Origin of the sequence: Paraburkholderia agricolaris, assembly GCF_009455635.1 — a bacterium.
Taxonomy (GTDB): domain Bacteria; phylum Pseudomonadota; class Gammaproteobacteria; order Burkholderiales; family Burkholderiaceae; genus Paraburkholderia; species Paraburkholderia agricolaris.
In genome coordinates, this window is record NZ_QPER01000002.1 from 412,376 (window position 1) to 427,159 (window position 14,784).

At 57.6% G+C, this 14,784-nt stretch carries 13 protein-coding genes; 4 read left to right on the forward strand and 9 right to left on the reverse strand.

Annotation, left to right across the window (positions count from 1 at the left end; translation table 11 throughout):
• Window positions 1–205 precede the first annotated feature (205 nt).
• From GH665_RS23355 to GH665_RS23370, 4 genes are all read right to left on the reverse strand, one after another.
• Window positions 206–655, reverse strand: coding sequence for a hypothetical protein (locus GH665_RS23355; RefSeq protein WP_153139309.1), 450 nt, complete (start codon window positions 653–655; stop codon window positions 206–208).
• Between the two features lie 554 nt (window positions 656–1,209).
• The gene (locus GH665_RS23360; protein ID WP_153139310.1) at window positions 1,210–2,028 is read right to left on the reverse strand and encodes a hypothetical protein; all 819 of its coding nucleotides are present in this window, start codon (window positions 2,026–2,028) and stop codon (window positions 1,210–1,212) included.
• Window positions 2,029–2,346: 318 nt separating this feature from the next.
• Window positions 2,347–3,135: a PhzF family phenazine biosynthesis protein gene (locus GH665_RS23365; RefSeq protein ID WP_153139312.1), complete on the reverse strand. Its 789-nt coding sequence runs from the start codon at window positions 3,133–3,135 to the stop codon at window positions 2,347–2,349.
• A gap of 129 nt (window positions 3,136–3,264) precedes the next feature.
• On the reverse strand, window positions 3,265–3,690 hold the full coding sequence (locus GH665_RS23370) for a lipocalin-like domain-containing protein (RefSeq protein WP_153139314.1): 426 nt from the start codon (window positions 3,688–3,690) through the stop codon (window positions 3,265–3,267).
• A 360-nt stretch (window positions 3,691–4,050) separates the two neighbouring features.
• Here GH665_RS23370 and GH665_RS23375 point away from each other — a divergent pair, with 360 nt between their 5' ends.
• Window positions 4,051–5,136 carry a porin gene (locus GH665_RS23375; protein ID WP_153139316.1) on the forward strand — a complete coding sequence of 362 codons (1,086 nt, stop codon included), beginning with the start codon at window positions 4,051–4,053 and terminating at the stop codon, window positions 5,134–5,136.
• Between the two features lie 126 nt (window positions 5,137–5,262).
• Here the strand turns inward: GH665_RS23375 and GH665_RS23380 are convergent, their stop codons facing one another.
• From GH665_RS23380 to GH665_RS39175, 4 genes are all read right to left on the reverse strand, one after another.
• Window positions 5,263–5,952 carry a hypothetical protein gene (locus GH665_RS23380; RefSeq protein ID WP_153139318.1) on the reverse strand — a complete coding sequence of 230 codons (690 nt, stop codon included), beginning with the start codon at window positions 5,950–5,952 and terminating at the stop codon, window positions 5,263–5,265.
• A complete protein-coding gene (locus GH665_RS23385) occupies window positions 5,949–6,875 on the reverse strand; it encodes a hypothetical protein (RefSeq protein ID WP_153139319.1) in 927 nt (308 codons plus the stop codon). Before GH665_RS23385 ends, GH665_RS23380 begins: the two co-directional genes overlap by 4 nt.
• 14 nt (window positions 6,876–6,889) lie before the next feature.
• Complete coding sequence (locus GH665_RS23390) at window positions 6,890–7,210, reverse strand: hypothetical protein (protein WP_153139322.1); 321 nt, start codon at window positions 7,208–7,210, stop codon at window positions 6,890–6,892.
• Window positions 7,211–7,289: 79 nt separating this feature from the next.
• Entirely contained in the window at window positions 7,290–8,300 is a 1,011-nt protein-coding gene (locus tag GH665_RS39175; protein ID WP_246216335.1) for a hypothetical protein, read from the reverse strand.
• 766 nt (window positions 8,301–9,066) lie between these two features.
• Between GH665_RS39175 and GH665_RS23405 the strand changes: the two genes are divergently transcribed.
• From GH665_RS23405 to GH665_RS23415, 3 genes are all read left to right on the forward strand, one after another.
• Window positions 9,067–10,194 (forward strand): aminotransferase class V-fold PLP-dependent enzyme, encoded by a 1,128-nt coding sequence (locus tag GH665_RS23405; RefSeq protein ID WP_153142256.1) that lies wholly within the window; start codon window positions 9,067–9,069, stop codon window positions 10,192–10,194.
• Window positions 10,195–10,707: 513 nt separating this feature from the next.
• Window positions 10,708–11,907 carry a multidrug effflux MFS transporter gene (locus GH665_RS23410; protein WP_153139325.1) on the forward strand — a complete coding sequence of 400 codons (1,200 nt, stop codon included), beginning with the start codon at window positions 10,708–10,710 and terminating at the stop codon, window positions 11,905–11,907.
• 234 nt (window positions 11,908–12,141) lie between these two features.
• Window positions 12,142–13,587, forward strand: a complete 1,446-nt coding sequence (locus tag GH665_RS23415; protein WP_153139327.1) for a DEAD/DEAH box helicase — start codon at window positions 12,142–12,144, stop codon at window positions 13,585–13,587.
• Between the two features lie 37 nt (window positions 13,588–13,624).
• Here GH665_RS23415 and GH665_RS23420 read toward each other — a convergent pair whose 3' ends face one another.
• Window positions 13,625–14,500 (reverse strand): LysR family transcriptional regulator, encoded by an 876-nt coding sequence (locus GH665_RS23420; protein ID WP_153139329.1) that lies wholly within the window; start codon window positions 14,498–14,500, stop codon window positions 13,625–13,627.
• Between the last annotated feature and the right edge of the window lie 284 nt (window positions 14,501–14,784).

Below are 14,784 nucleotides of genomic sequence, written 5' to 3' on the forward strand. Positions count from 1 at the left end.
CACACAGCCTCGACCCACACGCGACCGTGGTCTTTCCACAAAGCGGTCGTTGCTGCTCGATCCCATACTGAGGCGTACGTACATGCTACGTTCGATGATCCCGAGCGACTCGCCGCATTATCCACAGTCCCACCCCTCGAAGTAATTCCCGCTTCGCTTGTCTAAATGAAAGGCAGAGGAACATCTACGCCGCTCTCCGCAAACCTTAGTAGACGGATCTTTTCTTGAAGAGATGCCGGTCTTCTTCAAGCACAAAAGCATCGACAAAGTTAAGGTCAAAGCCCAAATCGTTTCTGCAAAATTCACCTATTCCTTTAGAGCAGCTGTAGCCAAACAGCCCCCAATTTAGTGCATGCCCTAAGAAATACTGCGTTCTTTCTGCGGTCAAGGTGCTAATGCGGGTATCGCATCGCTCCCACCAGCGGCCATCTTGGGTTTCTTTAGCTATAGCCGCAATGCGAGGACTATAGGGGGCATAAGTTTTAAATACCCATGAAAAACTCTTTTCTTTAGTTTGATATAAATCAACTGAATATACCCCCTCACTTGATCTCCAAACCACGAAAGCTTCGGGAATGCCTTCAAGGTGTTGGCGAACAATTTGAACTTGAGGATATTTCAGCGCGAAGGTTTCGACTATCTCTGTCCACTTCAAGTTTGTACTTCCGTACACGCTTGCTTTAATTTGATCTCTGAGACGCGAAAACATCATTCCCCCGTGGTCGTATTTTGGTATTGGCGAAGTATAAAGTTGGAGTGGAGGGAGCGCAAATCGCGTCAGACCTGGTCGTTTTCGGTATTGTTCGACGCCTCACGTCAACGTCTCATGCACAAGTCTGACGGTTTCGCCGTTGGCGTACGTAAACGTCCGAAACTTGACGGCACCCCTAGATACCCGACAGCGCCATGGGTGACGTCTTGGGGTCGTCACAACCTACAAAAGAGCGGTCACCCGCGAGGATGAGAGACCAAAATTTTCTACCGCTACGGCATCGATCGGGCGTTCGTTTGTCGATTGAAAATCATCTAGCGGACCTCCAGCCGACCGCGTCGAACGTCTCAAACTGGCCGGTAATGGGTGCCGGACACGGCCGGCCGCAAGCAACGTCATCGACGTTTCGCGCCCTTCCGAGAACGGCCGGTCTTCCGCGCTATCCGCAACATTTGGACGTTCAACGAAACCGACGGCGATTCATTTTTAGGTGAGTGCTATCCCTTCACGTCCAGAATGCGCTCCGAACGAGAAAAGGCTTCGGCAATTGGGTCAAGCCGTGTTTTTCCGGATTGGAGATCTCGTACCAATTGCGCACTGGCATCCACGACTTGTGTCAGTTTTCCTTCCTGCGCAAACTTCTGTGCCGTTTCTTCGGTGACGCCATACCCTCTCGCGTGAAGCTCTTCAATCCGTACCGACCTTTCTGCGCGCAATCCCTGCAAAGCTGAGTAGCATGCTCCATAGCGCTCCAGAGCCTGCACAGGTGCTTGCCGTCCATAGCGTGATTCGGTATCGCTCAACCCCCGCCGTGCGGAACTGGTCTGGTCCGCCGCAAGCGTAATCAACTCTTCAAGCTCACCGAGCTCGACGATAGATCGCAGCACTTCCGGGCTAAACTGTTTGCTTCGCGTCCGCTCGACATAGACGTTTTTCTTGTCATACAGGGCGAGGTATACGAGCGGCCTGCTATCCCAGATCGTCGCTGCGTCGTTGACTGCTTCCTCAATGTCACCTGCGTCCACTTTGACGCTCTTCCGTTTCCCGTCGTTCGATACGATCAGCAAGTTCAGACCCGGAACCCGAACCGGTTGCGGTGGAACAATAACCTCTAACTCCACGACCTGCGGTGAGGATGCCGGCTCAATCTGCTTTGAGTAATACGAAAAGGACAATCCACTCGAACGTGCTGGTAAGTCATCGTAATCATCATAGTTTGCACCGATCTGATTTAACCGATTATCCTCGCTCGCATCGTACGCGGGATTGTTCGGATTCATGCTGTCGCTGCGATCATCATTCGGACTTCTGGCCATAGGTTCTCCATTCAATAGCGATGCCGGGGATTTTGAGCGCCTGAACGGCACGAGCGCCGGGTGCTTATTATCACGTCAGGCAAATGCCACTTGTGCTGTTGGTGGTCTATGCCGTTTCGCCTTGCAGTTTCACGTACTCTAACCGCTGTGATTGTCGACGATCCAGGCGGCGTTGTCGAACGTGCCCTCATGGCCGAACTCAGCCCGATGATGACCGGTCCAGCTCGACCCACAAGCAACAGACATCGCCCCCCGAACCGGTCATTCGCCAACCCTGATACAGTTGGAATGCTTTGCGCATCAGCACGGTGGGACGTGTCAGAGCGTGCCCCTAGTCGCTCGTCCACCAACTTGTACCGCCCCGTTCAGATAACGGGCCAAGAGCGAACACGGACGTCCGAGCGCGTCGCCCTGCAACACCGTAATGCTCTGTTCAAGCACTAAGGCAAGTGCGCCGGCCGCCACCCCGGTTGCGGCATCTTCCAGATGCGACTCCAGGTGATTGAAATTGCGTCCAGCATAGATATCGTCGTGAAGATGACAATATGCATACACGCCCGAAACGCCATGTTTGCGGCTCCAGTGAGCGATGGCTGTCAGATCGGGGCGCAACGCATCAAGCGCGGATTGCCCCGCCATCTGTACCAGCAGCTTTGCGCTCCCAACCGATGCGAGTCTAGGAACGCCGATCAGAGCCGTCGGTTCGATGCGAAGTAAGCGGGCTATTTCCGCGAGATCAGCACTCAATGCTGGACACGGTTGCGACTTCACGCCGATGAAAATGCCCCGATCAAGGCGCTCGACCTCAAGGGTCTGCCGATGCATGCTTGTAACGAACTGAATCCGCCTGTTGTCTGGGTAGCGTTCAAAGAAAACGGCGCTCGCTGCAAGCGTCGCATGCAGGCAAAGGGGGCTGCGCGTGTGCGGGTAGTAATAATCGAGCCGCACGCCAGCAGCATCGGTCTCTACAAACACCGTAGCGTTTGCGTCTTGCTGCTGAGCAAACTTCAGCCGTTCCGATTCAACCAGGTGTGAGTCCTCGACCACGATCGCAGCATTGCCGCTCTCATCATTACGGCCGAAGCAAAGAAAACGATGGATGTTCATTGTTGTTAGTGCGTGCGACGTTGACTATACACAGAAGGAAATGCGCGCGACGGGTCTAATCGATGATTGTCATCAATTCACATGCTTTTGTCGAATGGCCCTTGTTGGCCGAACTCAGTGCAGGGAAAACTACTCGCGTCTAAAACTGAGAATACCCCTTCCCATTGGATTTCCTGACACTAACGGATTCGGCATCCAGGCCGTACGGACGTCGAGTGTGTCTCCATCCAGCTTGTAGAATCGTTCCTGCTCAGTGCCGTTCCAGGCTTCGTTCCAGGATGAGTCGATCTTTGTGATGAACCTATCCCCATCGATCCGATACCGTCCCGTATAAGCCATCACCGTACGGAAAAGTGCCACCAGTTTCTCATCTGTATTCCCTGGCTCCCGCGCTTGCGCGGTAACTAGCACCATCATTCGCCCACCAGCGTCGAAAATAAGGTACCCGTTGGGATCGGCGCCCCACGGTTGAGTACGCTCCTTTGAATCCTGAAGCTCGGTATCAAAAGAAACCAACCGCCAGCAACCTTGGAGCTTTGTGTCGCGCTCAGACATATTCCCTCTCGTAGTAGTTTGACTGAATGTTCCCGCCTGCCGAATGTTGGGTAAGTTGCCATGCAAATTGCAATAACACCATCTAATTCGCGGGATGCGGTTGCACCATCGTGCACTACGAGGACAACACCGCGTCTGCATGACGATCTCCTTTCAAGTGAAAGTCGAGCGTCATCACGCACGCCCCCGAATTTCCCTCGCTGAAGTCAATGCCTGTTGCGAGTGGGCGACATTGGCACCGAATTATTGCGACATTAATTGTCACGAAATATGATCGCCACACGGCGCGTCAGGCTTGCGCCACTCACGTCAGCGCACGCTTACGTGCAGCTTTCGACATGACAACAATCGGGATACCTCATGAAAAAAACACTTGCGGCAGTCGGTGCAGGTCTACTCGCCCTTTCGGCTCAGTCCACCTTCGCACAAAGCTCGGTCACTCTGTATGGCCTCGTTGACACAAGCGTGCGTTATCTGACGAACGCGAATTCGAATAACGATTCTCAGGTGTCGATGGGTGAAGGTGTCGAGACACCGAGCCGTTTCGGTTTGAAAGGCACTGAAGATCTGGGCGGCGGTACGTCGGCGGTCTTCAAGCTCGAGAACCAGTTCCAGCTCTGGTCCGGCAAACTCGACAACAGCAACAACACACTGTTCCAGCGCAATGCGTATGTCGGACTCTCGAACAACCAGTACGGCACGCTGACCTTCGGCCGCCAGCAAACGCCATTTTTTGACGTGATGGGCAACACGTATGACCCGCTGACCGTCGGCGACTTCTGGCAGGACAGCTGGATCTATAACCCGGTAGGGCGATATCTGTTCACCAACAGTTCGGCGAAGTACACCGGCCAGTTTGGCGGTCTGCAAGTGGAAGGTATGTACGGCTTCGGCGGCGTGCCGGGTAGCACCGGCCAGAACAGCATGTACGGCTTTACAGCGTCGTATGCGCTTGGCCCCCTCTCGGCCGACGTGGGCTTCCAGCAGAACGATAACGCCGGCAAGAAATTCAACCTGGTCAACGTCGGCGCAGTCTACGCAATCACACCGTCGGTCAAGGTCCTGGCGGGCTGGTTGCATTCGCAGGACAACACCGGGCTTGTCGATGGCGACGAGCAGCAAGCCGGCGCACCGGTGCTGACGCATGTCAGCCCGAACCGTATCGACGACAGTTTCTACGTCGGCTCGACGTGGCAAGCTACGCCGGTGCTGGCGCTTACGCTGGCCGGCTACTACGATCATGCACGCAATGCGGCAACGCTCGACGGCACGCTCGGCGCCGGTATCAATTACTCGGGCACGCTGCTCGCAGAGTATTCGTTGTCGAAGCGCACCGAGGTATACGGAACGGTCGACTTTACCCGTGGCACCGGTGCGTTTCTAGCGGACTACCCGGGCCGCAACAACCAGACCGGTGTTGCAATCGGCCTACGTAACATCTTCTGATCGCACGGCCCGGGTTGCCGGGCTTTCTGCTCAGAATGGACCGCGCGTGTCGTGAGACGCGCGCGGTTTTTTTTGCGTCGACGAAATACACTGATCCACACTATTTTTCAAGCGACGTTGAGCCAACTACGGCCGAACTTCCTGGAACGATTGTTTTTGAGGATCCCACGCAAATGTGGCCCCCACGCACGCACCGTTTTCGACCGCCACCCCCGCCACGCTTACCTGCGGAGTAGGTCCGTCTTCTTTTACTTTCACCGTATCGATGCCCCAATCGCACAGCGTTCCATGAGCGGGGGCCAGCGCCTGGACAAGATCGCCAGTTTTCTTGTCCCGCACCTCGATCACGCGATTGAGCGTCGCGATCGATGGAATGACGAAGTACCAGCGATCCGTGGATGCCGCCTGGAGTATGGGAACCGGCTCGGCACCGTAAGTGCTGTAGGCGACGAGGTTCAAATGGATAGGCAGTTTCTGTCCGGTGCGATAGCTGATCCAGGTGCCCTCGTACGACTTCGGCGGAAAGATATCACTCGGCAGTTCAAGCTGGGCTACCGGCAACCCGCTGGCGTCGAGTTCATCGATGTGGATGTTCCCCGAGGTATGGAAGATCGTGGGTTTGAGTCGGATGGGGGTGCGGTGCCGGTCGTAAAAATAGATCCCTGTGGTCACAGTATTGCTGAGCGACAGGTACAACGTAACGGGCTGCTTTCCAATGGTCCCTTGAAACAGGGAATGGGCTTGAGCGGCTGGCGCGCTGATTCCCAGCAGTGTCACGCCCAACAATGCCACGATGGCTTTAAGGCGCTTGATCATCGGTTCATGGGTCCCTTGGTGCTGCCGGTAAATACCAGTGTTCCGGGCGAGGTGAACCGGTAGTGGTTCCAGGTCGCCAGGCTATTGCGATAGTCGACGCCCGACTCCGCCCTGACGTCGATCCGACCACGGGGCAAGAACCAGAGTGTTCCGTCCTCTGCCAGCTGATCGAGTGGGGGGAAGTCGCGAAACCCGCCGTCCAGGAACAGGAAGTAGCTCTGGCTGCCGGTGGAGCGATTGCCGCTGCTATCGACCGCGAGCCGCGACACACGGAAGTCCGTACGCCCATCTCCGTTGTAATCGCCGAACTGCAGCGTGTCGGTGTAGTTGAAGTCCAGTTGCAGGTGATCCAGGGTCTGGACCTTGTGGCCACTGGCGCGATCGTAGACATCGATGCGATCCACCAGGCCGCCGTATTCACCACGGGCCTTGTGTGCGTGTACCCGGAACAGATAGCGGCCACTTTTCCCGGTCTGCAGCAGGTCGCCGTCGTAGGCCACGGAGGCGCCGGACTCTCCGAACAAGGCCGTCTGCCTGAGTTGGAACGCGGTGCGGATCCGGCTTCCCAGATCCACCCAGTCGCCGGCCAGTTTATGGTCCGTCCAGCGGAAGGCATGCAGCACCAAGGTTGCGAAGGACTGCCCCTTCGCATTTTTTACGTTAATAGAGAGATCGGGTGTCGCCTGCGGGCCGTCCACCAGCGGCGTCTCCTCCAGGGTCAACAGCAGGCCGCCGTTCTGCTCAAATACGTAGCCGCTCAGGCTGGGACCATGACTGTCGAGACGCAGGATCAGTTGTACGGCCTGACCGCCAATGCTGCCTTCCTGCACCTGGGTGTCTACCGCCTGGGCGGATGCGAGGGAGGTGAGCCATGGAGCAATGCACAGCGTCAGTCCGGTTGCCCATCTGGAAAATTTCGTCATCGGTACGGGAGCATTCAAAAATCATTCTGGTTTGAGGACGTTGCCAAGGCAACATGACTCAAACAAATCGGTTTCTTGGAAAGGCCATAAACAGCAGTGAGTTGAAATGCGGTTTCCACATCGCTATATGCAGTTGGATAATGCATGACAGGACGCACGCAGCGGGACAGATTGTCTGCGATCCAGAAACGGATGTCGATCATCCGTTTCTGGCGGCCCACTACCTCATGCAGGATGCATGCGCAGCCCGAACCCGCAAGATCGCAAGATCGCAAGATCACGATTGGCAGTACGGGACTCACAGACAACCGCCCTTTCGCGAAGCGGTCGTTCAATTGACGCGTGATCCTGTTTGAAAGCCGACATCCAGGTCCCTTCGGCCGCGCGTGTCTGCGCCGCGGGGGAAGCCTATATTCATGCTGAGGGCTCAACGAGACCGGGCGCTTCGGTGCGTTGAACCAGAATTCGTACAGTGCGTACGAGGTCACTGTTTATCGTCGGAATCAGTGACGTAGGAATGTCATAGGGGCCAGCGGTCCGGAAATCAGCCGCATGCATAATGTGCCGCAAGCCTATGTTGAACTGGACAAAGGCCTCAATGCGCGAGTCGGCCTGCATCGCCTGCTTCATTGCTTCGTCATCCAGCCCATGAGGCGAATGGAGCGTAAAGGTCGGGGCGTCAAACGGCGGAAGTGCCCGGAACCCTGCGTGAACGAGCCAGTCATACTGCGCTCGGTCTACTTTGCAGATGAGCGGAGCGCCGTAAAGAGTCACACCGCTTCTGGCCAGATGGTCAATCCACCAATCATTCTGCCAACGCTCGTAGCCAAGCAATGCACCTTCGAGGCGCTCCAGATTTTCAAAGCCGTCGCCCTGCCTGTTGATATGTTGTCGTATAAACTCAAGGGCGGGGATACGCCACTCTTCACCTTTTAGCGTATAGAAGATTTGCCCGATCTGATGTCCCGGGCGGCTCGGACGACCAGCGACATCAATAATTTCTTCCTGCGAATGTAAGAGACCCTGGGCAACGTACGTGTCAAATTGAGCCTTCAGGCGGACTGAGGTTGGTCTGCCACTGTGAAAGTCGATAAAGCCGAAAGGCTTACGCCTTTGGACCATCAACGCTAACTCATAGCCCGTGTGAACCAGGTAAGGGAAATGAATTCCGTTATCGACGTATTGAAAGAGAAATGCTTCACGCGGGCCGTGCTCAAAGTTGATTTCGAAGGCAACGCAAACGGCCTCGACTTGGGCTGGAGTCAGCAGGTAGAAATTTTCGGGGCCGAGATGTTCCGAGGGATCTAGCTCGAGGAGTCGGCGCAGCGTGTCAAAGTCGTCGGTTTCGAAACGGACTTCAAGCCAGGGGCAGAGTAAGTCAGGATCAATGGCAGACAGAATGAAACAGGCAGCCGGGTGGCGCATAGATAAGTCTCCAATGTTGTCGCTCTAGTCTGTCGAGATAATGGCTGGCTTAACACGCGCGTTGATTGTCAAGGATTTAAGTAGCGTCGTCGAGTGGCTGCTTGTGGCCGGTCACTGCCTGGCGGCGATCGGCGGCACTCGTCCCGAAGCAGCCGGTTGAAGTCACGGGTGCCGGATGTTCGAACGGGGCGCGGTGCAGGCGAATACCCGCAACCGATGGACTGGCTTCTGTCATCTCCTTGCGCACGCGGCACTTAGCCTTGAGCGGCATGTGTCGATGGATGCAATCGTGCAGTGCCGAACTCGGTCTTCTCGCCGTGCCACCGGACGCAAGCCGCGACAGCGCCGACAAAATCCGAACCTGGTCGACCAGGCAGTCGAGGAACGCCCTGATTCTTCCCGGGATATGTCCACCTTGTTCAGGATAGACAGCACAAAAGCCCGTTTGAGTCCGGATAGTTCAAACACCTTTGGGCCTGAACGGTGGTTTCCAGTCGACCCGCCTACCTTTGTTCCACGCATCAGGGGCTTGTTCGGTATTCGTGGCACACTCCTACAAGAAGGATGGGGGAGACCATGCTCCGGCGAAGGTTCACAATCGTTCCGATTGCTGCCACTGGAGCATTCCCAGCCGGCGTGGCTCGATGGCGGGTCCATACCGGAACTTGCCGGATCGGTAACGGGGCTTCCCGGCCGATGCCGTTGCAGGTGGCTTTCGTTAGAATCTGTTTCCGATTCATTAATTCGTCCATTACCGGAGGCGAACGTGCCAGGCTTACTTCCCGATGTCGACCGCGAGGGACTCCTCGAGTATTCGGTCGTGTACACCGACCGATCAATCAATCATATGTCGCAGCTTTTTCAAGGAGTCGTGCGCGATATTTCCGGCGCCCTGAAAAAGGTCTACAACGCGAAGTCGGCGGTTATCGTCCCGGGCAGCGGGACATTCGGCATGGAAGCCGTCGCCCGGCAGTTTGCGACGGGCAAGAAGTGTCTGGTCATCCGCAATGGCTGGTTCAGTTTCCGCTGGTCGCAGATTTTCGACATGGGCAGCATTCCATCTGAATCGATCGTGTTGAAGGCGCGTCCGGTCGAACAAGGAAGGCAGGCCGCATATGCACCGCCGCCGATCGAAGAAGTGGTCGCCGCGATCAAGGAGAACAAGCCGGATCTGGTCTTTGCACCGCATGTCGAAACGGCCTCCGGGATGATGCTGCCTGATGCCTATTTGCGTGCCGTGTCCGACGCTGTTCACGCCGTCGGCGGCATGTTTGTACTGGATTGCATCGCTTCCGGCACGGTCTGGGTCGATATGCAGACTAGTGGTGTCGATGTCCTGATCAGCGCACCGCAAAAAGGGTGGAGCGCGTCACCGTGCTGCGCACTCGTCATGCTCAGCCCTCTTGCCCGCGAAAGAATCGACGCGACAACCAGCACCAGTTTCGCTTGCGATCTTCGCAAATGGCTGCAGATCATGGAGGCCTACGAGAACGGCGGGTTCGCGTACCACGCCACGATGCCCACGGACAGTCTCGCGACGCTGCGCGACGTCATTAAGGAAACCGAGGCATATGGCTTCGACAAAGTGAAAGCGGAGCAGCTTGAACTCGGCACGCGCGTTCGCTCACTCTTGACGGCCAAAGGTTTCCGAAGCGTGGCGGCGGAAGGTTTTCAGGCTCCAGGCGTGGTGGTCAGCTACACGGACGATGACGGCATACGATCCGGCAAGAAATTCGCCGATGCCGGTTTGCAGATCGCGCCCGGCGTTCCCCTTCAATGCGACGAGCCTGAAGACTTCAAGACTTTCCGCATCGGACTATTTGGCCTCGACAAACTGCATGATGTCGAAGGCGCGGTCGCCAGGCTCACCAAGGCATTGGACAGTATTCTTTAGCGCCTTTTTCCGGCGCATGTGCGCATGGCTCGCCCTCGCAAGCGCATCGACCGGAGGGCCCCGGAACCTGTGGGAATAGCTATGCGCACGCTTCGGTCTTTGCCGCCATTCGACAAACGACAACCCCGTGTCGTGCCGAAAAACGCGGGACAGCGTGCGACGGCTGGCGCACAGTACGCCCACGACGTCCGCCACCTGGTATTTCCGCAATCAGAACATTGCTTCGCCTACGGTAAGCCGTTGCCGAAGTTGACAGTGTGACGTCGAGTGAAGGATGAGCGCGATGCGCCGGACCCCTATGCTTTGACAGGCAATCTCGGCAGTTGACATCGCCGAAGCATACCGCCTAACATCGCTCAGGATCACCAGGAGAAAATTCAGCATGAATGCCACGTTTATCATCGTACTAGGAAGTCGGCGCATGGTCCGGTAACGGCACCTGGCCGTCCCCATGCGCCCCCGACAAGTTCGGGGGCTTTTTTTTGCCCTGCGCGAAATTGCTTTCGATCGGAAATGCCGATGACTTCAACACGACCGCTTCCCACGCTCTCCACGCTGATTCTGCTGTGTGCGCTCTCTGTACTGCCATTGAGCATATTCCTGCCTTCGCTGCCGAACATTGCGATGGATTTTCACGCCGACTACGCGCTCGTGAGCTTGTCGCTGGCAGGATATGCAACCGTTGCCGCCGTGCTGGAACTGGTCATGGGGCCGCTGTCCGATCGCTTCGGGCGGCGGCCAATCGTGTTGACCAGCCTGACCGTATTCGTGGTCGGGTCGCTCGGCTGCGCACTGGCGGGCAATATCTGGGCCTTTCTGGCTTTCCGTTTGCTTCAGGCTCCGATCACCTCCTGTTATCCGGTGTCGATGGCCGCCATCAGGGATATGACCGGGAAGGAGGGGGCCGCAAGCCGGATCGGCTATGCCGCGATGGCAGCGGCGCTCGCCCCAATGCTGGGCCCGACGGTCGGCGGCGTTATCGACGAAACCAGTGGCTGGCGAGCAATCTTCTGGGGTCTCGCGCTTGCCGGCATAGCTTTGTTTGCCGTGTGCTGGTTCCGCCTGGGTGAGACCAACAAGTATCCATCGGACACCATCAGGCAGCAGTTTCGGGCCTATCCCGCGCTTATCCACGAACGTCGCTTCTGGGCCTACGCGCTGTGCATGGCGTTCTCAACGGGTACGTTCTATGCCTTTCTGGCCGGTGCTCCATTGGCCGCGAAAACGGCGTTCGATGTACCACCGGCAACGCTAGGTTTGTACATGGGCACCATCACCGCCGGTTTCGTGCTCGGCAGCTTCCTGTCGGGTCGCTACGCCAGCCGCTATCCGCTCGCTACGACCATCACCGTGGGACGTGTCGTTGCTTGTGCCGGTCCGTTGATCGGCTTGATGCTCTTCTTCGTCGGAGCCAGGCATGCAATAGCACTGTTCGGCCCTTGCATGCTAGTCGGCGTCGGTAACGGCCTGTCAAATCCGTGCGCCCATGCCGGAGCGCTCTCAGTGCGGCCGGAGCTGGCGGGAAGTGCATCCGGGTTGGTCGGCGCGATGACCATTGCCGGCGGCTCCGCCCTTTCCTCGATGACGGGAGCCGTATTGACGGAGGGCAACGCAGCTTACGCGCCGCTTTGCCTGATGCTGTTCTCCTCCGTGATTGCGATGTTGGCCGCGTCATATGTGCGCATGTTGGACCGGCACGAGGCGTATCGATGAGCGCGCCTCGACACTTCGCATTTGTGAACCGCCGGCATCATTTTAAGTGGTGTCGAACTCCCGCACGTGATAGCGAAATGGCAGATGAGGGATGACAGTGGCCGGCATAGTTCAGTCGCCTGGCAGCGCTACCGTTTTTCAGTGGCGATCAACGTCGATATTTTTGACCATTGATCTGCGCGGCGCAATCAGGCGGCAACCGCTAGAATTGCGGCTTTAGCCCGGAATACGCCAATGTCTTTTGCCTCGCTTGGCCTGATCGATCCCTTGCTGCGTAATTTGCAGGACCTCAATTACCAGACACCTACGCCGGTGCAGGCCAAGGCGATTCCCGCTGTGCTCAGTGGCAAGGACGTCATGGCTGCGGCACAGACCGGCACTGGCAAGACGGCGGGTTTTGCGCTGCCGCTGTTGCAACGGCTGGTGCAACACGGCCCGGCGGTGTCCAGCAACCGCGCGCGTGTTCTGGTGCTGGTGCCCACGCGTGAGCTGGCCGAACAGGTGCTGCAAAGCTTTATCGACTACGGCAAAGGCCTCGACTTACGATTTCTGGCCGCCTACGGCGGTGTGAGCATCAACCCGCAAATGATGAAGTTGCGCAAAGGCGTGGATGTGCTCGTTGCCACGCCGGGCCGTTTGCTGGATCTGAATCGCCAGAATGCAGTGCAGTTCGACCAGGTACAAACGCTGGTGCTGGACGAGGCCGACCGCATGCTGGATCTGGGCTTTTCGCGCGAACTCAACGCCGTCTTTGCCGCGTTGCCCGCTCAGCGCCAGACCCTGCTGTTCTCTGCCACGTTTACCGATGACATCCGCGCGATGGCGGAGAGCATTCTGCGCGGCCCGGTGAATATCAGCGTCAGCCCGCCCAATGCCACGGCCAGCAAGATCAAGCAGTGGGTGATACCGGTGGATAAAAAGAACAAGCCTGACCTCTTCATGCACCTGGTGGCTGAGAACAACTGGGAGCAGGCGCTGGTGTTCGTCAAAACTCGCAATGGCGTGGATTATCTGGCGGCCATGCTGGATGAAGCGGGCTATTCGGTCGACACCATCCACGGCGACAAGCCGCAACCCGCACGATTGCGTGCGCTGGAACGCTTCAAGACGGGCGAAGTCAGTATGCTGGTAGCCACCGATGTGGCTGCGCGCGGGCTGGATATCGACGACCTGCCGCTGGTGATCAACGTTGATCTGCCGATCGTGGCGCAAGACTATGTGCACCGTATTGGCCGTACCGGCCGTGCGGGTGCGAGCGGCGTGGCAGTATCCCTTGTGTGTGCCGATGAAGCGCCGCAACTGGCCGCGATTGAAGCGCTGATCCGGCAAACGCTGCGCCGTGAAGAAGAGCCGGGTTTTGAAGCCGAACACCGCGTGCCGCAAACTAGCGCGACGGGCGAGATCATCAAGAAACCTAAAAAACCCAAGAAGCCGAAAGTGCCACAAGCTGCGCCGGGCGCCGTGCAAGTGCCCGGCAAAAAACCGCGCCCGCAAAGTAGCGAAAACAAACGCAAGCCTGCGGCGCAGCGTGCTGTGGCCGCGGGTAAAGGCACAAGCTTGTCCAGCGGTAGCCCATTCAGCGTGCAAAAACCACGCGGCAAACCCGCCAGCAAGCCGGCTGCGGGTTCACGTAAGCCGGCTGGCAAACCCGCTGGTGGCCGCGGCAAACGCCAACCCTGATCCGTGGGGACGAGTAGTCTCCCTACGTAGAAAAGACTCAGCCCGCTTTCAGTGCGGCGCGCACAAACGAGACGAACCGCGATGTAACGGGATTCTTCCTCGCATCCGCCCACACAAGCCCGACACGCCACTTCGCGCATTTTCCGCGCAGCGGCAGGACGGTAGCATCCCGAAGCAGATGTTGCGCACCCGAGGGAACGAACGCGACGCCGACGCCGGCAGCAACCGATGCCAGGACGGACTGCACATCGTCGGCCTGCTGAGTCACGTTCGGTACAAAACCCTGTTCGCGACACCAGCCGTCGACCTGTGCGGCGAGCCCAGGCCCGCGCGCACGCCGCAGGGCCAGAAAACCCATTTCATTCAGCTTGTCAAAATCGGAAGGAAGACGCACGCGCTCAAGGGATGGAGGTAACGCCAGCGCCAGGGTCTCATCGATCACACGAAGAGACGAGAGGCCCTCGACCGAGGGTGCGCGCATAAAGCCCACATCCAGTTTTCCCGCCAGAAGGCGGCGGGTTTGCTCGGCGGACGACAGGTCGCTCAACGCGATGGCAATGCCCGGATACTGCTGACGGAAGTCGGCAATGATTCGCGGTGCGATCATCAGCACTGACAGACAAATGCCGATCCGCAAATGCCCACGCTTGCCACTGCCTGCCTCTCGCGCACGCGCGAGAATCTCATCCGCGTCGTAGACGAGCGCTTGCGCATCGGGCAGGAAAATTTCGCCGAACCGCGTCAGTTCCGCGCCATGCCGCCCCCGTTCAAACAGCTTCGCGCCCAGGCTCGCCTCCAGCGCGCCAACCTGTTTGCTCAACGCCGGCTGGCTCAAGTGAAGCGCCTGCGCCGCGCGTCCGAAATGACGCAGCTCGACGACCGACAAAAACGTTCTCAGCAGTTTCAGTTCCATTCTGCGTAGTTATCGTTTCGATCAAATCATTCATTTTACTAATCGATGGGCGAGCTGTTCAATACGGATATGTCTCTCAACACGGGATTGTCCATGGCCTCACCAAATCCTAAGCGTCGCGCAAACCGCACGGACCGTGCAGATGTGCCGGTTGACGACGCCGCCGGCAATCCTGAGCCTGCGCAGGCGCGGTTAGTGGATCGGGAGCGCCGCCCCCGGTTCGCTGACGTCTTCCCGGCAGACGATGGCCGGATGCAAGGGGGTTCGATCGCCGTGAGCTTTGC